Here is an 18,568-nt window from a genome sequence, read left to right as displayed (position 1 = left end):
GCATCCGTGAAAGGGATCGTTTCCCGTCAGGGGCCCCTGGCAGAGGAAAGCCGGGGGCTGGCTTTACAGCCCGCCGTCTTCCTACCATTTTATGGGCGAAAAAGGCAAGGAGAAGGGATTTAATCCGTCTCACGGGTTTTCAGGAAGACAATGCCCGGCCACTGCTCTTCCACAAAGCCCAGCTGCCATTCCGTGGTGGTGAGGAAGGTGAGGTGGCCTTCGGCATCCCGTGCCAGGTTATGGCCGTGTTTTTTCTCAAATTCTCCATAGATTTTGGGATCTTCACAGCGTATCCAGCGGGCCACGCCGAAATTGACATTCTCGTAGATGGCGTCCACGCTGTATTCCGCCTTGAGGCGGTGCATGGTCACGTCAAACTGGAGGGCGCCCACGGCACCGAGGATATAGTCCGGCACGGTGATGGGCCGGAAAAACTGGACGGCCCCTTCTTCGGCCAGCTGGGTGAGACCCTTCTGAAGTTGCTTGAGCTTGAGGGGGTTCTTCAGGATGACCCTGCGGAAAATTTCCGGCGCGAAATTGGGAATCCCCGTGAACTTCAGGGGTTCTTTCGCGGTGAAGGTGTCTCCGATCTTTACGGTGCCGTGGTTGTGTACGCCGATGATGTCGCCGGGCCAGGCCTCGTCCACGTTGCTGCGGTCCTGGGCCATGAAGATGGTGGCGTTGCTGATGATCATCTCCTTGCCCAGACGGTGGTGCATGACCTTCATGCCCCGGGTGAACTTTCCGGAGCAGATCCGCACAAAGGCGATGCGGTCCCTGTGGGCGGGATCCATGTTGGCCTGGATTTTAAAGGCAAAGCCGGAAAAGGCCTCTTCCTCGGGACTGACCAGGCGGGTGGCGGCGGCTCTGGGGGAAGGGCAGGGGGCCATTTCCACAAAGGCATCGAGAAGTTCCCGCACGCCGAAATTGTTGATGGCCGAACCGAAAAAGACGGGGGTCTGGGAGCCGGAAAGGAAGTGGCGCATTTCAAAGGGACTGGCGGCACCTTCGAGAAGCGCAATGTCCTCGCGCAGTTCATCGGCCTGGGAGCCTAAGATTTCATCCAGAAGGGGATCGGAAAGATCCCTGATGGTGATCACATCCCTGGGCTTGCTTTCCCGGCTGGGGTTGAAGAGGGAGATCTCTTTTTTGTAGAGATTGTACACCCCCCGGAACCGCTTTCCCATGCCGATGGGCCAGGACATGGGAATGCACTCGATCTGGAGTTTGTCCTCGATGTCCGAAAGAATATCGAGGGGGAACATGCCTTCCCTGTCCAGCTTGTTGATGAAGGTGATGATGGGGGTGTTCCGCATGCGGCAGACGCCCATGAGTTTTTCCGTCTGGGTTTCCACGCCCTTGGCCGAGTCGATGACCATGAGGGCCGAATCCACGGCGGTGAGCACCCGGTAGGTGTCTTCGGAAAAGTCCTGGTGACCGGGGGTGTCCAGAAGGTTCACCTCATAGTCCCGGTAGTTGAATTTCATCACCGAGGTGGTCACGGAGATGCCGCGTTCCTGTTCAATGGCCATCCAGTCCGAGGTGGCGTGGCGCTGGGCCTTTTTGGCCTTGACGGCACCTGCGGTCTGGATCGCGCCACCAAAGAGGAGCAGCTTTTCCGTGAGGGTGGTTTTCCCTGCGTCCGGATGGCTGATGATGCCAAAGGTCCTGCGTTTGGCGACTTCCTGGGTAATTTTGCTGCTGGGAGTACTCATGATGGGGATATTCCTGAACTGGGGTGGGCCGCGGCAAGGGGCGGCGCAGGGGGTTCCGGAAGGCGGTTCTGGCTCAAGGCGACACCGGAAAGCACGAGGGCGGCGCAGCCATACTGGAGGGCGGTGAAACGCTCGCCCAGGATCAGCCAGCCGAAGAATACGGTGAATACGGGAATGAGATTGACATAGGCTGAGGCCTGACTGGCCGGGATGCGGCTGACGCCAAAATTATACAGGCCATAGGCACCTAAGGTGATGCAGGCACCGAGATAGAGAACGGAGAGGGCCGGGAGGGTTTCAAGGTGGGTCGGAAGCCCTGTTCCCGGAAAGAACAGTACGGGAAAGAAGAAGATGCTGCCGCAGAAGGCCTGAAAGCCCGTGAGCAGAAAGGCCGGGTAGCGCTCGGAAAGATGCTTGAGCAGGAGGGTGTACCCCGTGGCACAGACCATGGCCAGAAATTCAAAGAAATTTCCGAGCAGGGGGTTGGGTGCGCTTTCCGTAGCTGTTCCGGTGAGGGAAAGGCCGAGGGCACCGGCCATGGCGATGCCAAAGCCCGCAAAGGTGCGTCCTGTCACCCGCTCATGCAGGAATACCATGGCACTGATGGCCACAAGAAGGGGCAGTACCGCCGTGATCATCCCCGCCTGGGAGGCGGTGGTGAGGGTAAGCGCCTTGGCTTCAAAGATAAAGTAGAGGCAGGGCTCGCACAGGGCCATGAGGGCAAGAAGCTTGCCATCCCCCTTCCGGTATTTCACCCGGGGCAGCAGGGAGGGGAGAAAGGGCAGAAAGCAGATGCTGGCGATGAGCATACGGGCAAAGATCACCACCAGCGGATCATAGGCGGCAAAGGCCAGCTTCAGGGCGATGAAGCTGGTGGACCAGAGAACCATGGCGGAGATCAGGGCCGCATAGGGGAAAAAAACGGACACGGGGGTTTTCCTTTCAGACACAGCAATGAAACCGGCACAGGCCGGGCAGCAAGAAAAGCCGGAACCTCAGGGAAAAAATTCCGTAAGGTTCCGGCTTCTCATATTCTAAGGAAAGCTCCTTAGCACATCCCCGGCATCAAGGGAATGACGAAGTGTGCCTTGGGCCGCTTCCGGGAGGGACTGTGTCCTGAACGGATGCCTCCTCCCGGCTTTTCCCGGAAGGAGTGCTTGCTTTTCCATGAGCAGGGGGGAGATGGGGCGTCATCGCAGGGGAAAACGGTTTTTACAGCCCTAAGACAGAAAAGCCTTGTTCCGGACTTTGAGATTGGCTAAGTATTTTTTTTATTATGGAACAGGCATAGAGGTTTCTGAAGGGCTTTTTCCATATTTGGGCTTTTGATAGCAGAATCAGTGGGAAATCGGATTTTTTTGACTGGTGGACAAAAGTGGGATTGATGTTTCCATGTTTTGTCCTTCAATATGAAAATAAACGGAAAATTTTCCAGATATAGGGCGATAACATGGAAAATTTCCACTTATTACACTGTTATGCAACCAAAGGAAAGAAACGAAGGTGAATGAAAGAATAGAATATTTTGATGTATTACGGGGTTTGGCAATACTTGGCGTTGTCGCCATACATTCTTCAGGCTCCGGCCTTCAATTTAGCGAAGAAAGTATAAATTTCAATTTCACTGTTCTTTGGCGTAATATTTTGAATTTTGCAGTTCCAATGTTTCTCGCCATCTCGGGATTCTTTTTGGCAAAGAAGACAATAGGAAACTCTAAAGAATATGCGGCTTTTCAAAGAAAGCAAATTCCAAGAGTATATATCCCACTATTGATTTGGTCGTTAGTGTGGCTTGTATTTTCTATATTAATTTTTAATAAGTCAGTAGTTCATGAGCTTATCAAGTTAGTATCCTTCCAATCTTCTGGACCGTACTATTTTATAGCATTGATTATTCAATACTACTTATTACTACCCATTTTAAAGAAACTCGCCAATAATAAAGGATTGATTTTTAGTATTCTTATAAGCATGGTCATGACATGCACGATATTTTACCTAAGATACTATACTGAAATAAACGTTCCACTCATTCTTTATGCGGGTAATTTTGTTACTTGGATAATGTTTTTTGTCCTTGGATTGTATCTTGGCTCGTCAGGGCGAATGAATATTCCAAATAAATCTCTTTTTGTTCTTATATTTACATTCTATGCATTATCTTGCATTGAATCATATGTCCTAATTGCCTTGTTTCACCAAGCTGGTGATGCAGTTACAGCGGTAAAGGCATCTTCTTTCATGTATTCGTTTTTTCTAATCATTCTTCTTTTCAATAATCATGATTTAATAAAATCAAAAGTACTAAAGCAAATCGGCGTGATATCATTCGGGATATATTTGACTCATATGTTCGCACTTATGGTTATATCTCGAATGCTGTTGCATTTTTATCCACCAATAAAAGACATTACCTATGCTTATCAATTTTTATTAATTGGAGTTGTCATGCTGTCATGCTTTCTGTGTATTTCAGTAGTCAATAAAGTGTTTTCCCAGAGTCAATCTCGATTATTAGGATTCAAATAAATGCATAACAATGCCATGCACACGGACAGGAATTCCGCTGCGCTCCATTCCTGCCGGTGATGGCAGGCGTTATGTTTATATAGGATCATTCGATGGATAAGATAAAAATTAAAATAATTACTATAGGGCATATGCCCTTAGGTTTCGACTTAAAGAGAATAAAGAGGTTTAAATCTTCAATTTTCGAAATTGATAAAAATATCGAAAATTACAAATTAAATTGCAACTCAGATGGACCTGGGTGGAGATTTTCGGATGATTCAGTAAGGAAAGAAATACCATCTAATTTCGATTCAGATTTTGTTATAGCAATTGTCAATGTACCTATTCAAGACAACTACTACTCAAGAAGATTAGGAAATAATAAAATTGTTTTCACTTTTTATGAAATAAAAGAAATTCTTGAATACAAGAACATTCCGATAGAAAATGCAATACTTCGGGTATTAAATTCATATTCATTAGTATACAAATCTCACAATAATACTATTCCAGATGATATTGACGTAAGGTCATTTACACATGATGAAACCCGTGGGTGTCTTTTCGATATGACAGGTATTAAAACTGATTTGGTAGCATCATGTCACCGGCCAATCATTTGTAAAGATTGTATGCAAAGACTATCTGACAAAAAAGTTTCTTATCAAGTGATAGAAAAAACACAAAATGAAATATTTAAAATTAAAAAAGACTTATATTACAGAATACTTTCTATAGTAAAAAAACATCCGGTTGGTGCGATGCTGCTGTCGGGTATAGTTGCATTAGTATTAGGAACAACTGGTTCTATATGTGGTTCATATATATATGCTTATTTGAATAGTGGACGTTGAATAAAACATAACAATAAAATAAACTCGGACGTCACAAAGCTGCTCCGCTCGTTCCTCGCTACGCAACTTCGTGCCGCCGGTTATTTAAGCGTTAGCACTATACAGAAATATGGCAAAAATAAAAAATAAGCTCACCAAAGCCCAAAAGATTGCCAGAAAAAAAGCAAAGGCTGAGAGGCAAAAAAAATATAAGTGGGTCTTCATGAACGGAAAACAAGTTCGAGTAAAACGACCTCCTACTATTGAAGGTATGGAAGTTGATGAATTTATCAAGCAAAATGCAGACCCAATATGGCTACATCAAAATGAAATGTGGGAATATATTGAAAACGAATAAGATGTTAAATTCCATTAATTCAAGCACATATTAATGATATCAACTGTGCTAACAATTGGGTGCAGGTGACTCTTTCCGCTTCGTTTCAAGCGCCCCTGACCCAAGGCGTTAAAGTCATGGCGTATAGGTCACAATAAACACACGGACGGAGGAATGCCCAATGATACTGAAAAATAAATTGGGTATAACAAATCAGGTAGCGCTGGCCAAAGCTGAAGAAAAAATCAGCAAAAAAAAAGCCCGGCAGCTTTTTGATACGGGCGACATCCATCAAGTGGACGTCGGTACTTTTTCCGGGCTGGCGTTTATCCATGCCTACCTGTTTGACGAGATTTATGAGTTTGCCGGTAAAATGCGGGATGTGAACATCGCCAAGGGCAATTTCCGTTTTGTGCCGTTGATGTATCTGGAGCCGTCGCTGAAGCACATTGATGCCATGCCGCAGAGCAATTTTGATGAAATTATTGAAAAATATGTCGAGATGAACATTGCCCACCCATTCCGCGAAGGCAATGGACGGGCCACCCGCATCTGGCTGGATGTCTTGCTGAAAAATGAGATCCGGCAGGTCATTGACTGGAATCGGGTGGGCAAGGAAGACTATCTGTCCGCCATGGAGCGCAGCATGGTGAAAGATGTTGAAATCAAGGTGCTGCTGAAAGGTGCCTTGACCGATCAAATCAATGACCGTGCCTTGTACATGAAAGGCATCGATGTGAGCTATTTCTATGAGGGCTACATTGAATTCAGAACTGAAGAACTGTGATGCATATGGAGAATTAAAATGAGGCCACAGAACACACGGAAAAAGAGATGTAAGATTTTCGACAAAGCCGCCCCTTCTGTGTTTTCTGCGTTTTCCGTGGCTACAAACAGAGAGGTTTGATCGTGGAAAAAGTGGACGGTTAAACCAGTCGTTCAAGCGGACGGCGGGGAAATCCGCATTCAAAAATCTGAATTCAAGGAAGACAGAGAATGAAAATCAAACGATTGAACATTGAAGGCTTCCGTTCCCTGCGGAATGTCAGCTGGTTGCCCGGAGATCTCAATGTCATTATCGGCCCCAATGGTACAGGCAAATCTAATTTGCTGCGATTTATAGAATTGATTTCCGTGTCAGCGCAAGGCCGACTTGGTAAATACATTCAGTCCTTAGGTGGAATGGATCCCATCGTTTGGGATGGCCTTGCTGCTTCCATAAAGTTTGAGATGGAAACAATACCGGAAGGGGGGGAGTCAGGCCCTGAAACTTACAGTCTTGACTTGGCAAGGCTGGGAGCAGGAAGTTCATACAGGGTTGAGAAAGAGCTGCTGATCAATTCTCATAAATCAAGGAAAGGGGTCGGAGGGAAGCCTTTTAAATTTTTGGAGAGAACTGGAAAGAGAGCTGTAATTTTTGATGAAAAAGAACAGGCTTTTAGTATGTCTGAAGATTTTGTATCAGATGAAGAAAGTCTCCTCTCTATAGCATCTGGGCCTTTTATCAATAACCCCTTCATTCCCCATTTCCAGAAAAGTCTGGCATCCATAGCCGTTTATCACGATTTGCATACCAGTAAAGATGCACCAGTCCGGCAGCCTGCTATTGCCCGCATGGAAAAACGGGTTGATCCTGATGGGCAAAACCTTATTTCTGTTTTGCATACCCTTTACACAGGGGATCGTAATTTTAAAAACGACATTAATTCCGCCATGCGGGCGGCATTTGGGGATGATTTTGAGGAATTGGTTTTTCCTCCCGCATCTGACCAGAGAATACAGCTAAGGATTCGATGGAAATCACTTAAGCGGGAACAGTCGGCAGCTGAACTTTCTGATGGAACCCTTCGTTTTCTATTTCTGTTAACGGTTCTTGCAAGCCCATCCCCTGCTCCAGTCATAGCAATAGATGAACCGGAGACGGGACTGCATCCCTCCATGCTTCCCCTGGTTGCTGAATATGCAGTTGATGCGTCCACGAGATCGCAAGTTATCCTGACAACCCATTCCTCCCAGTTTCTCGATGCTTTCGCAGATACCAGACCCACCACAACCATTGCAAAATGGCAGGATGGTGAAACCACCTTGAAAACATTGGATACGTGAAAAAGCAACCTCCGGTTTCAAAGTCCCAAGCCCTGATGGTCTCAAACTCATCTCTGGCCTCAAGAACCTCAGCCCCCCCAGGGGAAGAGGGAGCCATAAGGGATTTCCGTTTCAGAAAATCACCTTATGGCCTGTAGAGGATTTTCTTTCGGTTACCGGGTCAGTCTTCTGTACTTCATACGCTTGGGAATGAGGGCATCGGCACCCAGGCGGCGTTTTTTGTCCTCTTCGTATTCCGTGAAGTTGCCGTCAAAGAAGACCACTTCCGCGTCGCCTTCAAAGGCGAGGATGTGGGTGCAGATCCGGTCGAGAAACCAGCGGTCATGGCTGATGATAAGGGCGCAGCCCGCAAAATTGGCAAGGCCCTCTTCCAGAGCACGGATGGTATTGATGTCGAGGTCGTTGGTGGGTTCGTCGAGAAGCAGGACGTTGGCTTCGGATTTCAGCATCTGGGCCAGATGCACCCGGTTGCGCTCCCCACCGGAAAGGACTTCCACCTTTTTCTGCTGATCCGCTCCCGAGAAGTTGAACCGGGCCACATAGGCGCGGGAGTTCACTTCCCGGCCGCCCACGGTGACGATATCCTGACCTCCGGAGATCACTTCCCAGATATTTTTTCCTGCGGCAAGGGAGCCTCTGTGCTGATCCGCATAGCCAAGCTTGACCGTTTCCCCGATTTTGATGCTGCCTTTGTCCGGCTTTTCTTCCCCGGAGATCATGCGGAAGAGGGTGGTCTTGCCCGCGCCGTTAGGCCCGATGATGCCCACAATGCTGCCGGGCTGGAGCTTGAAGTTCATGGCGTCCACAAGGAGCTTGTCCTCAAAGGCCTTGGCAAGGCCTTCGGCCTCAATGACGAGGTTGCCGAGACGGGGGCCGGAGGGAATGAAGATCTGGAGATCCCGATCCAGCTGTTCGTTGCTGCGGCCCAGCATTTCCTCATAGGCATTGATACGGGCCTTGGATTTGGCATGGCGTCCCTTGGGGCTCATGCGGATCCACTCCAGTTCCCGCTCCAGGGTCTTCTGGCGCTGGGATTCATGTTTTTCCTCATCCGCAAGGCGTTTCTGCTTCTGTTCCAGCCAGGAGGAGTAGTTGCCCTTCCAGGGGATGCCTTCGCCCCTGTCCAGCTCGAGAATCCAGCCCGCCACATTGTCGAGGAAGTAGCGGTCATGGGTGACGGCGATGATGGTGCCGGGATACTGCTGAAGATGCTGTTCCAGCCAGGCCACGGATTCGGCGTCCAGGTGGTTGGTGGGTTCGTCGAGAAGCAGGATATCGGGTTTCTGGAGGAGCAGCTTGCAGAGGGCCACCCGGCGGCGTTCCCCACCGGAGAGCACGGCCACCCTGGCATTGGCAGGCGGGCAGCGCAGGGCATCCATGGCCATTTCCAGCCGGGCGTCGATGTCCCAGCCGTCCATGCGGTCCAGCAGATCCTGCACTTCACCCTGGCGCTCGATGAGGGCGTTCATGGCGTCATCGTCCATGGGTTCGGCAAATTTTTCGTTGATGGCGTTGTATTCCTTCATCAGGGCCGCCACCTTGCCCGCCCCTTCTTCCACCAGTTCCAGAACGGTACGGTTTTCGTCGAGCAGGGGTTCCTGGGGCAGATACCCGATGGTGTAGCCGTCGGAGAGAATGGTCTCTCCGGAATGTTCTTTGTCTTCGCCAGCAAGGATACGGAGCAGGGAGCTTTTACCGGAGCCGTTCAAGCCCAGGACACCGATTTTGGCACCGTAGAAATAGGAGAGGGAAATATCCTTGAGCACGGTTTTGGTGCCGTGCCGTTTGCTGACCTGCATCATTGTGTAGATGACCTTTTTGGTATCCACGCTCATGGAAAAACTCCTTTAAGGATCTGGGTCTGGTTTATGGAGGATTCGGGTTCATAAAAGGGAAGCGCACCGCAAGGGGTGCGCTTTGACAACTTTTTATACGGGTTCTATCTAAAGGAAGATGGGCATAAGATCAAGGGCATAAGATCAGAAAGATCCGTAGAATACAGGTGTTTTCAGGGGAGTACGGCCACGTTGAGGATCCGGACGGGATCTTTGGGGACGTTCTGGTGTCCTCTGCGGAAGACCGTGGGAACCCGCTCAATTTTGCTCAGCACATCCATGCCTTCCACCACGCGGCCAAAGACACAGTAGCCGAAGCCCTGGGCTGTGGGTTCTTTGAAATCCAGAAAGGCATTGTCCACGGTGTTGATGAAAAACTGGCTGGTGGCGGAATTGGGGACATTGGTGCGGGCCATGGCGATGGTGCCTTTGAGGTTTTTCAGCCCATTGGCCGCTTCATTGGGGATGGGGGCCTGGGTGGCTTTCTGCTGCATGTCTTCGCTGAAGCCGCCGCCCTGCACCATGAAGCCGTGGATGACTCTGTGAAAGAGGGTTCCCTTGTAAAAGCCCGTAGTCGTATAGGCCAGAAAGTTTTTGACCGTTTCCGGAGCCTTGTCCGGGTACAGTTCCAGAATCAGGGTGCCGAGATCCGTTTCCATGGAAACTTTAACGGGCTGGGAGCTTTCCTGGGCCAGAGCCGGGCCGGTAAAAAAGCAGGCAAAGACGAGAAGGGTGAGAATTCTCAGCATGATGCGTCTTCCTTTCATGGGGGTGAAGGGTGGGATAAAGGGAAAATTCATATAAAAGATGGCAGATTTTGTAAAGGTTTCAGTAATCCCGTTTCCAGAAAAGTCCCATGCCCCCACCCTTGGGGCCGAGCGTGCTTTCCAGGGTGATGCTCCGGGTGAGTTCCACGTCTGCGGACACAAGGTCATCATCGGTTTTGAGATCCTTTTCAACGCGCAGGTAGACCCGTTCATGGACATATTTTCCGGCACGCAGGCGGATATCATCGTTGCTGTCTCCATCGGAGACCAGGTTGAGGTCATCCAGGCGCAGGAGGTTCCGGGCTGTGCCCAGGGCTCCGGGGCCCCCGCCCTTTCCCGCCAGTTCCCGTGCAGCCAGGGCCAGCTGGGCAGCCTGTATGGGGGTGATGGTGGCCAGAGAACGACCAAAGAGCATATTGGCCAGCACTTCGTCCTGGGGCAGGGCAGGTTCTGAGGAAAGAAGAAAATTCAGGTTGGGGGGCTGACCTTCCACCCTGAGGATGGAGACAATTTCCTTTCCTTCCTGTCTTGCTTCAAAAGAAACGAAGGGTCTTGGGGGCTGGCTGCCGTCCAGCATGATGTTGCCCTGACTGAGGGAGAGGCGTTTGCCGAGAAAATCCATGCGTCCCCGGATCAGGGCGATATCTCCCCGGATCACCGGGCTGGAGGCGTTTCGGGAGACGGCCAGCCTGCCGCCCCATTCCGAATCCAGCCCCCGGCCCCGGACAAAGATCCGTGCGGGAAAATGCAGCTTCAGATCCAGGCTGTGGCTGCTGTCTTCCCTGTGGATGCCATTGCCGTTCCCCCTGACCGTACCGTTTTCCCCGTTGATTTCAGTGACTGCCAGTTCCGCCACTTCCGGGCCTCCGAATTCCCCCAGAAAAACTTCCACACGGTCAAAGAACAGCTCACCCGTCACATGCTGTTTTTCGAGGGTTCCTTCATAGCTGGCCTCTCCTCTGGCCAGGACGGCATTGACCGTATCGGTCTGCATGGCTTTCATGTTCTGGGCGTTTACGGAAAGGGAAAAGGGGAAATGTGCCTCGGAGGACAGGCCTATTCTTCCTTCTCCGGAGAGGGTGCCGCCGTTGCCGTCTCCTGCTTTCAGGTTGCGGGTATAGACGGTTTCCCCGTCCACAATCAGATCCCCTTCAAGCTTCCGGATATTGAGTCCCAGCCCCAGGTGCTGGTACACGCCTTCCCTGAGACGGATTGTGCCTCCGGGCAAGGGCTTGTCCAGGGTGCCGTTCAGGGTGAGATCCAGGTGGGCCAGTCCTTTCAGAATCTGGCTTTCCGGCATGAAAAAAAGGCTGATACGGCTGAAATCCAGGGTTCCTGAGAGCTGGCCTTCCAGGGCTGCGTGCCTGTCCAGAGAGAAAGAAAAGGGCTGAAGGGAAAGAAGGAGGGGAAGCTGGCCCCTCATGTTCAGGACGTTTTCTCCTGTCTCCATGTTGTGAATCCGGGAGTGGATACGGAGAGATCCTTCCCTTAAGCGGGCTTCCGCAGCAAGGCGCATGAGGGGAAGGTGACGGTCTTCTGGAGCCTTGGGGCAGAGATTGTCGCCCTGTATTTCCAGCGTGATTTCGGGCCTGTGGAGGGGGCCAAGGAGATGCAGGCGGGCGTCTGTCTGCCCTGCCAGACCCAGCCCCAGAACCGCCATGGGAAAGTCCCGGATATCCAGTTCCAGGAGGCTGTTGTCTCTGGCAAGAAAGCCTTTCAGGGTCAGCTGGGCCGTGTCAAGGCGGAGGGCAAGGGGATCCAGCAGCAGCCGACCTTCTTCCTGACGCAGCAGCCAGGGATGATCCAGGAGGAGAGGACGGGTACCCCAGTTGCCTTCAAGGGTTTTCAGGCGGAGTTCATGCGTGTCTTCCTTCCGGGCGTACCGGGCCTGAAGCTGAATGTCAAAGGGGGCCTTGATCCGGCCAAGGAGGTGGCTTTCCAGAAAAAGGGCCTGGATTGTCCCGTGGATATGGCTCCGGCTTTCCCCAAGGCTCATCTCCCCTGAGCTGAGGTTTTTAACGTGAAGGGAAAGATCCAGGGCCGGATCGGTGAGAACATTCCGGAAATCACCGTTCAGGTGCAGGGAGGCAAGGTGCAGGTTTTCCAGGGAAAGCCCGGAAAGTGTCATGTCCAGAGAAGCGTCCTGCCCTTTTTCTCCGGGGAAAAGGTGCAGCAGAAAAGAGCCCTTTCCCTGAATGTCCAGCCCTCCCAGCCGGGCCAGGGGGGCGGGATCGTCCAGATGGCCCTGGATGTCAGCCCGGAGCATCAGGCTTTTGAGATCCAGCGTCCCCCCATGGGAGATCCGGATACCGGGAAGCTCCAGCAGGCCTTCCGTGAAAGACAGGCTTGTCTCCCTGAGGGAAAATCCGGTTGTTCCTTTCAGGTCAAGGTTCCGGAAACGGCTTTGAAAGGAAAGCTCCCCTTCCGGGCCTGCGGGAAGATGGGTTGCGTGCAGGGAAAGATGAAGGGGAAGGGACTCTGAAGAAAACCCTCCGACAGCCTCACTGTCAAGGGTGGCCGTGAGACGGAAATCCTGGGGCTGGCCTTCCGCCGTCAGGGAAAGGTCGGCTGTGCCCAGGAGGCTTTCGTGAAGGGGCTGGAGTTCGGGAAGATGGAGACGGATCTTTCCCTGAAAATCCTGGCTGGCGAGGGAAATGGCCCCTTCACCCTGAAGGCGGAAGGCGGAACCTTCCAGAGCCAGCTCCGTTACGCGAAGGCTGAGGGAAGGAGGGTCTCCGCTTTCCGGCCCGAGAACAAGGGAACTGCGCAGGGTGAGGGGGTCTCCCCCCAGATGCTCCAGCGGGGCTGGCAGGCCATGGATGGCGGTCAGTCCGGCCTTCAGGCTGAGGTGGAGGGCGGGGGGAGAAAGGCTGCCCTGAACCTCGGCCTGGAGCTGGCCCTTTCCCTCAATCCCCTTCAGTCCCGAGGCCTGAAGCCAGGGGCCAAGCTGCCGGACGTCCAGGCCAAGGCGGGCTTCCAGCGTATTGGCGTGTGTGTTCCATTGCCCCTTGGCATTCAGGGAGAGATCCTTCCCCTTCAGGGTCAGTTCATGGATGCGGAGCTGCTGTTCTGCCACTCCGTAGGCAAGGCGAAGTTCTGTTTCTAAAGATGGCGGCAGGGGGAGATCGGGAAAGGCAGCGCCCTCGGCCTTCAGGCGGGCCGTGCAGACCAGTTCTGCCAGAGCCCCCTTTTCCGGAATCAGGGAAAGCTGTCCTTTCAGCGTCAGACGCTGAAGACTGAGATCCCCTGCTCTGGCATGTCCGAGCAGCAGTTCAAAATCCGTCTCCGGTCTTGTGAGCGGGCCCCGGGCTGTGAGGTTCAGACGAACCTGGGGGCCGAGATCCAGACCCAGCCAGTCCCCGAGACTCCGGGGCTGGAGAAGGGTGAGGGCCAGCCCGGTGTTCAGGTGCAGGTTTTCGGGGGTGAGTTCGCCCTGACCCTGCAGGGAGAGGGAGGGGGTGTGCAGATTCAGGGTTTCAAGGTGAAGGTTTCCGTTTTCTTTGCGGGATATCCGGGCCTTGACCTCCCCTTTTTCCAGAAGAAGGGAAAGCGGGGCGGGCAGGTGTTGGGGATTCAGGGTGAAGCGGCCTTCCAGATCCAGAAAAGGGGTCTTTCCCAGCCCCAGATCCACCCTGGAGAGAAGGGTGTGGGTGCTGCCGGACTGAAGGGTCAGGTGGCCCTGCCAGTGGCTTGGGCTGCCCTCTCCCGAAAGGGTAAGGTGGAGGGGATGGTCGGGCTGCCCCAGAAGGGCTGTCAGTCTGCCTTCGGAATCTTCAAAACGGATGGCAAGATGGAGATTTTCCTTTTCGGGTAAAAGGCGGGCTTCCAGATTTAAGGAAAGGGCAGGGCCTTCCAGGGTATTCAGGGCCATCAGGGCCCGGATTCCCTGAGAGTCTGCGGCGGCATTCCCGCCAAGGTGCAGGCGAAGGTGTTCTCCGGCCACGGCCTCTGCGATGACAATTTCCCGGATGTCCAGGGTTTCGATAAAAAAGGGGGGAAGGGCAGGCAGGGAAAAACCTTCGTTTTTCGGGGAAGGGTTGGGGCCTTCTTTGGGAGAAGGGAGGGGCAGGCGGTGGAGGGTCAGGTTTTTTCCCTGGAGGGTGTGAACACCGATGCGGCCTGAGAAGAGATCCTGGGCGGAAAGCAGGAGATGCAGATCCCTGGCCTGGAAAAAATCGGCTTCCCTGTCCCGGATCGTAAGGTTTTGAATGCGGATATCAAAGGGAAGGGCACCTTCAAGGCCGCTGATGCGGACTCCGGAGCCATCCTCCTGTTTCAGAAGCTGGTTGATGCCGTACTCAAGGAGGTGCAGGCCCTTTTCTGTTCTGAAGAGAAACAGGGGCAGGAAGGAGAAGGCCAGCATCAGGCCGCTGACACTCCAGAGCAGAAAAAAGAGCAGGCGTCTTCCCAAACCCATCAACAAAGTCCTTTCCTAAAAGGCCTGGCCCATACTGATGTAGACCTGAAAGGGATCGTCCTGTTTTCGTATATTGAGGGGAAAGCCCACATCCAGACGGAAGGGGGCAAAATCCGTATAGTAGCGCAGTCCCAGACCGGCCCCCCAATAGAATTTGTCCTCCAGCTGAAGCTGGGAGGCTTCAAAGACCTGTCCTCCGTCGAGAAAGGCCACAAGACCCAGATCATTTTTCATGCGCCAGCGGAGCTCCAGTCCCGTTTCCACCATGCTGCGCCCTCCCACAATTTTTCCCTCTTCCTCCGGGCCGACGGACTGGTAGGCATAGCCCCGGATGGAGCCGCCACCCCCTGCGTAAAACCGTTCATCCGCAGGAAGGCCCAGGTTGGATTCTCCCAGAATGGAGCCGACACTTCCCCTTGCGGACAGTACGAGGCGGTCTTCTCCGACAAGGGGCAGGTGGGCGGACATGTCTCCCATGAGGCGGATAAACCAGATGCCGATGTCCAGAGTATCGGAAAAGGGTTCGGCCTTCCACTGGAGACGCAGGCCTTTTGTGGGGTTGAGGATGCTGTTGCGTTTGTCCCAGCTGATCTCCAACGGAAGGGAGATCAGGCCCACGGTCTGCTTCTCTTCCCCCTGGGTGATAAGGCTGATGCGGTAGTGGCTGCCGATGGCAGCGGCCCAGAAAGGCGTGAGCTGACGGAAGAGCTTGACGCCCAGGGCGCCGCCTTCACTTTCATAGGCCTCGGATTCTTCCATCCCTGCCCAGCCGGAGAGGGTGAGGGACTGGCGTTTATCCAGAAAATCGGGAATCCGGTATTCCGAAGAGAGCCGTTTTTTCTTTTCCGCAATCAGAGCCCCCAGGGACAGACGTTCCCCCATGCCCATGAAAGTGCGATGTTCCCAGTCGATGCGTGTCCCCATCCCCGTATCCGTTTCGTAGAAAAGACCGGCTTTCAGGGTTCTGGGGCTGCGTTCCACCAGGCGGATATGCACGGGCAGGTGACGATCCGCATCGGGTTCGGGGGGATGTCCGATATCCACAATGGTAAAAAGTCCGTCCTGCATCAGACGGCTTCGCAGCTGGTTCAGACGGGAAGCCTGAAAAAGCTCTCCCTTTTTCCAGGGGATGCGGTTTTCCACATACCGGGACTGGATCTGTTTTTCAGTGCGCTGCTGTTCGTCTTCAATGACCACATCTCCGAAAAAGGCCATGGTGCCAGGCATGAAGACATAGTGAAGACTCAGGGTTCGATCCCCGTGATCGACCAGGGCTTCCCGGATCTCCGGTTCCGGAGAGGGAAAGCCTTCTTCCCTCAGAAAGTCCCTGAGCCGTTCAAGGCCTTGCAGGACTTCGGGGGCTCTGGCCGGGTTTCCGGGGAAGAGCCGGAGGGTAGCGAACCCGGGAAGACGATCTTCGGGGAAGGTGGCATCAAGGGATTCAATGCGGATGTCTTTGAGGGTGTAGACGGGGCCGGTGTCCACCTGGAAAAGAATGCCAGGCAGGGTATTCCCGGTATGGGATGTAACGCTGATGCGGGCATCGTAATAGCCTTCGGATCGCAGGGCCTGCATCATGGTGCTGACGTCCCTGTCTGCCCGGCGGCGCAGCATTTCCGGTGTGGAAGGGGGGCGGTGTTTCAGGGTGAAGGTGTCTGAAACCGCTTCCAGAATTTCTTTGATTGCCGCAGGCATGTTTCCCTGAATTTCTGCCTTATACGTCTCCTTTGTAAAAAAAGGCAGGAGATTGGCCTGTGCAGGCAGAGGCATGGGGAAAAAAACCAGCAGCCCCACAACCGTCAGGAGCAGAACCGGCAGGACGAGCGGACGTCCGGCGTGGCGGGAAAGGCCGTTTTTTTTAAAGCGTATAGGCATCCGTAACCGGTTCCCGCAGAATACGATCCGTGGCGGTCATGGCATTTTTGGCAGCTTTGGGGAAAAATTCTCCAAGATTTCCCACATGCCTCAGATTTTCTGCGGTACGGAGCAGCAGCCGGACAAGATCCCCTTCAGCCAGGGGACTGTTTTTGTAGACGTCCTCCCAGCTTCTTCCCGAAGCCCAGTGGTATACGGTGACCGCCGGCGTGAGGTAGAGGGGAAAAACGGGAAAGCCCTTTGAGATCATTTCCTTTGCAAAGGGCTGGAGCTGTTTTCTTAAGTGGAGAAAGGCTTTGAGAAGTTTTTCGGGGATCTGATCCTCGGGAATATCCTGATCATCCGCCTCCCTTTCATTGACAAAACAGGCCATAAGGGCGGCCAGAATGGCAGGGTCATTTTCCGGAAAAAGCCTGCGGCGGAAACCTTCTGCCACGAGAATGGGCTGGTCGATGCGCAGCTGGGCGGCCCAGAGTCCATCATCGGTCAGGCGGTCTTCCGGGTTCACAAAGTTTTTTTCTTTAAGAAAATTCAGGTGTCTCATAAAGTCCGCAAAGAGCAGTTCCGCAGCACCTTTGCTGGCCTTTTGGGAGCTTTTCCCCGTGAGTTTGTGGGCGATGCGGAAGGCGGCAAAGCTTCTGCCCATGATGGCCTGTATCAGTTCCGGCGTGTGGGAGAGAAGCAGGTTGAGGGCCATGGAAAAATCAATGCGGATCTGGCTTTCCACCTCGGAAGGCGGGGCGGAGATCAGGCGGCCAAAATGTTTAAGATCCATGAATTTCCCGGGGAGGGCCACGGCAAAGCCGATACGGTCTTTTCCCCTGCGTCCGGCCCGTCCCGTCATCTGGTGAAATTCCGTTGCGGAAAGGGGGGAAAATTCCGTTCCGTTGAAACGATCCGAGTTGGCAATGAGTACGGTGCGTGCCGGAAAATTCACCCCTGCCGCCACGGTCGATGTGGCGAAAACGGCATCCAGCAGGCCTTCGGCCATGAGGGTTTCCACCACCATCTTCCAGGCGGGCAGATGACCGGAATGGTGGGCGGCAACAGCCCGTTTTTCAATGTGCATCCGCTGGGGATGCCGGGCCGCATGGGGCCAGAAACGGGTCAGCTCCGCCATGCGGGTGCGTAGGGCAGAGGCCCGTTCAGGGTCTTCAAGAAGTCCTGCCTCATCGCAGAGGGTGATGGCAGCGTCGCAGTCCGATCTTGATTTTAAAAAGAAAATGGCGGGAAGCAGGTTGTAATGGCGCAGCACGGCCATGATATCCGCCATGTTGGGCAGACGACGCGGTGGTGCCAGCTGGGGCGGGCGATCCGTCTGGAGGTAGTGCAGAATTTTTTTATGCAGCCCTTTTTTTCCGGCATGGCGGGTTTCGTCGTATTCCGCAAGAAAGGGAAAGAGGGTGCCGCTGGGGTGGAAGAAAAGCGGGTGCAGGGGAACGGGTCTGCGGTTGGAGCGGATCAGGGTGCAGGGCTGCTGTCGTATGGATTCCAGCCAGGCGGCGATTTCTTCGGCATTGCCGATGGTGGCGGAAAGGAGGAGCAGCGGAACCCTGGGCGGCATATAAATGATGGTCTCTTCCCAGACCACGCCCCTGTCCGGATCCCCCAGATAATGGGCTTCATCCAGAATAACGAGGTCGCAGCGGATGTCTTCTCCCGTATGCATGGCATCATAGAGCTGGTTGCGCAGGATTTCCGTGGTGCCGATGATGAGGGGGGCATCGGGGTTTTCTTTGCGGTCTCCCGTGAGAATGCCTACGTTTTCAGCCCCGAATTTACGGGAAAAGGCGGTATGAATGGCATTGGTCAGGGCTTTGAGGGGAGAGGCATACCAGGCCCGTTTTTTTTCCAGAAAGAGTTTTTCTATGGCCTGTTCCGCAATATAGGTTTTTCCGGAGCCTGTGGCCGCTGTCACCAGGCAGTCGCCCTGGCCCACGGCTTCAATGGCTTTTTTCTGAAAGGGATCTGCCACAAAGGGCCTGGCTTCCGGAACACCGATTCGGGCGAAGAGGGGCTTCAGTTTGGGATCAGAGCCGGGTTTCATCCTGGGAGCGTTTTTCTGGGCTCCCCGTTTCTGGCGGTTTGCGGATGCGGCTTTATGGGCGGGGGATCTGGGCGTTTTTTTGGGAGGCGTCATTTCAGGCATACACTCGTTTGGGCCGAAAGCCC

The 18,568-nt window shown here is 53.3% G+C and carries 12 protein-coding genes; 5 read left to right on the top strand and 7 right to left on the bottom strand.

Annotated features, from left to right (window positions below; genetic code table 11):
• Positions 1 to 119: 119 nt before the first annotated feature.
• Together BR04_RS11830 and BR04_RS11825 are read right to left on the bottom strand one after the other, a co-directional pair.
• A complete protein-coding gene (locus BR04_RS11830; protein WP_496356223.1) occupies positions 120 to 1,715 on the bottom strand; it encodes a peptide chain release factor 3 in 1,596 nt (531 codons plus the stop codon).
• Positions 1,712 to 2,644, bottom strand: coding sequence for a DMT family transporter (locus tag BR04_RS11825; RefSeq protein WP_496356222.1), 933 nt, complete (start codon positions 2,642 to 2,644; stop codon positions 1,712 to 1,714). The genes BR04_RS11830 and BR04_RS11825 overlap by 4 nt, the downstream gene beginning before the upstream one ends.
• A gap of 574 nt (positions 2,645 to 3,218) precedes the next feature.
• On the opposite strand from BR04_RS11825, the gene BR04_RS11820 reads away from it, so the two are divergent.
• From BR04_RS11820 to BR04_RS11800, 5 genes are all read left to right on the top strand, one after another.
• On the top strand, positions 3,219 to 4,244 hold the full coding sequence (locus BR04_RS11820) for an acyltransferase (protein WP_496356221.1): 1,026 nt from the start codon (positions 3,219 to 3,221) through the stop codon (positions 4,242 to 4,244).
• 92 nt (positions 4,245 to 4,336) lie between these two features.
• Positions 4,337 to 5,080, top strand: a complete 744-nt coding sequence (locus tag BR04_RS11815; RefSeq protein WP_496356220.1) for a hypothetical protein — start codon at positions 4,337 to 4,339, stop codon at positions 5,078 to 5,080.
• A gap of 109 nt (positions 5,081 to 5,189) precedes the next feature.
• Positions 5,190 to 5,417: a hypothetical protein gene (locus BR04_RS11810; RefSeq protein ID WP_496356219.1), complete on the top strand. Its 228-nt coding sequence runs from the start codon at positions 5,190 to 5,192 to the stop codon at positions 5,415 to 5,417.
• A 160-nt stretch (positions 5,418 to 5,577) separates the two neighbouring features.
• A complete protein-coding gene (gene fic / locus BR04_RS11805; RefSeq protein ID WP_496356218.1) occupies positions 5,578 to 6,183 on the top strand; it encodes a protein adenylyltransferase Fic in 606 nt (201 codons plus the stop codon).
• 209 nt (positions 6,184 to 6,392) lie between these two features.
• A complete protein-coding gene (locus BR04_RS11800) occupies positions 6,393 to 7,502 on the top strand; it encodes an AAA family ATPase (protein ID WP_496356217.1) in 1,110 nt (369 codons plus the stop codon).
• Positions 7,503 to 7,654: 152 nt separating this feature from the next.
• Here the strand turns inward: BR04_RS11800 and ettA are convergent, their stop codons facing one another.
• From ettA to BR04_RS11775, 5 genes are all read right to left on the bottom strand, one after another.
• Positions 7,655 to 9,337: an energy-dependent translational throttle protein EttA gene (gene ettA, locus BR04_RS11795; protein ID WP_496356216.1), complete on the bottom strand. Its 1,683-nt coding sequence runs from the start codon at positions 9,335 to 9,337 to the stop codon at positions 7,655 to 7,657.
• Positions 9,338 to 9,510: 173 nt separating this feature from the next.
• Complete coding sequence (locus tag BR04_RS11790; protein ID WP_496356215.1) at positions 9,511 to 10,086, bottom strand: peptidylprolyl isomerase; 576 nt, start codon at positions 10,084 to 10,086, stop codon at positions 9,511 to 9,513.
• A gap of 79 nt (positions 10,087 to 10,165) precedes the next feature.
• Positions 10,166 to 14,521: a translocation/assembly module TamB domain-containing protein gene (locus BR04_RS11785; protein WP_496356214.1), complete on the bottom strand. Its 4,356-nt coding sequence runs from the start codon at positions 14,519 to 14,521 to the stop codon at positions 10,166 to 10,168.
• 15 nt (positions 14,522 to 14,536) lie between these two features.
• Complete coding sequence (locus BR04_RS11780; protein WP_496356213.1) at positions 14,537 to 16,396, bottom strand: autotransporter assembly complex protein TamA; 1,860 nt, start codon at positions 16,394 to 16,396, stop codon at positions 14,537 to 14,539.
• Positions 16,380 to 18,545 (bottom strand): DEAD/DEAH box helicase, encoded by a 2,166-nt coding sequence (locus tag BR04_RS11775; RefSeq protein WP_496356212.1) that lies wholly within the window; start codon positions 18,543 to 18,545, stop codon positions 16,380 to 16,382. The genes BR04_RS11780 and BR04_RS11775 overlap by 17 nt, the downstream gene beginning before the upstream one ends.
• Positions 18,546 to 18,568 lie beyond the last annotated feature (23 nt).

The sequence above is a fragment of the Desulfobotulus sapovorans DSM 2055 genome (assembly GCF_059569355.1).
Note: the sequence above shows the minus strand (reverse complement) of the source record. Positions and strands in the feature narration are given on the sequence as shown.

Bases quoted from the DNA above. Each gene is read 5' to 3' on its own strand.
- BR04_RS11830 (WP_496356223.1), bottom strand. From the start codon at position 1,715: ATGAGTACTCCCAGCAGCAAAATTACCCAGGAAGTCGCCAAACGCAGG.
- BR04_RS11815 (WP_496356220.1), top strand. From the start codon at position 4,337: ATGGATAAGATAAAAATTAAAATAATTACTATAGGGCATATGCCCTTA.
- BR04_RS11810 (WP_496356219.1), top strand. From the start codon at position 5,190: ATGGCAAAAATAAAAAATAAGCTCACCAAAGCCCAAAAGATTGCCAGA.
- fic (WP_496356218.1), top strand. From the start codon at position 5,578: ATGATACTGAAAAATAAATTGGGTATAACAAATCAGGTAGCGCTGGCC.
- BR04_RS11800 (WP_496356217.1), top strand. From the start codon at position 6,393: ATGAAAATCAAACGATTGAACATTGAAGGCTTCCGTTCCCTGCGGAAT.
- ettA (WP_496356216.1), bottom strand. From the start codon at position 9,337: ATGAGCGTGGATACCAAAAAGGTCATCTACACAATGATGCAGGTCAGC.
- BR04_RS11790 (WP_496356215.1), bottom strand. From the start codon at position 10,086: ATGCTGAGAATTCTCACCCTTCTCGTCTTTGCCTGCTTTTTTACCGGC.
- BR04_RS11785 (WP_496356214.1), bottom strand. From the start codon at position 14,521: ATGGGTTTGGGAAGACGCCTGCTCTTTTTTCTGCTCTGGAGTGTCAGC.
- BR04_RS11780 (WP_496356213.1), bottom strand. From the start codon at position 16,396: ATGCCTATACGCTTTAAAAAAAACGGCCTTTCCCGCCACGCCGGACGT.
- BR04_RS11775 (WP_496356212.1), bottom strand. From the start codon at position 18,545: ATGCCTGAAATGACGCCTCCCAAAAAAACGCCCAGATCCCCCGCCCAT.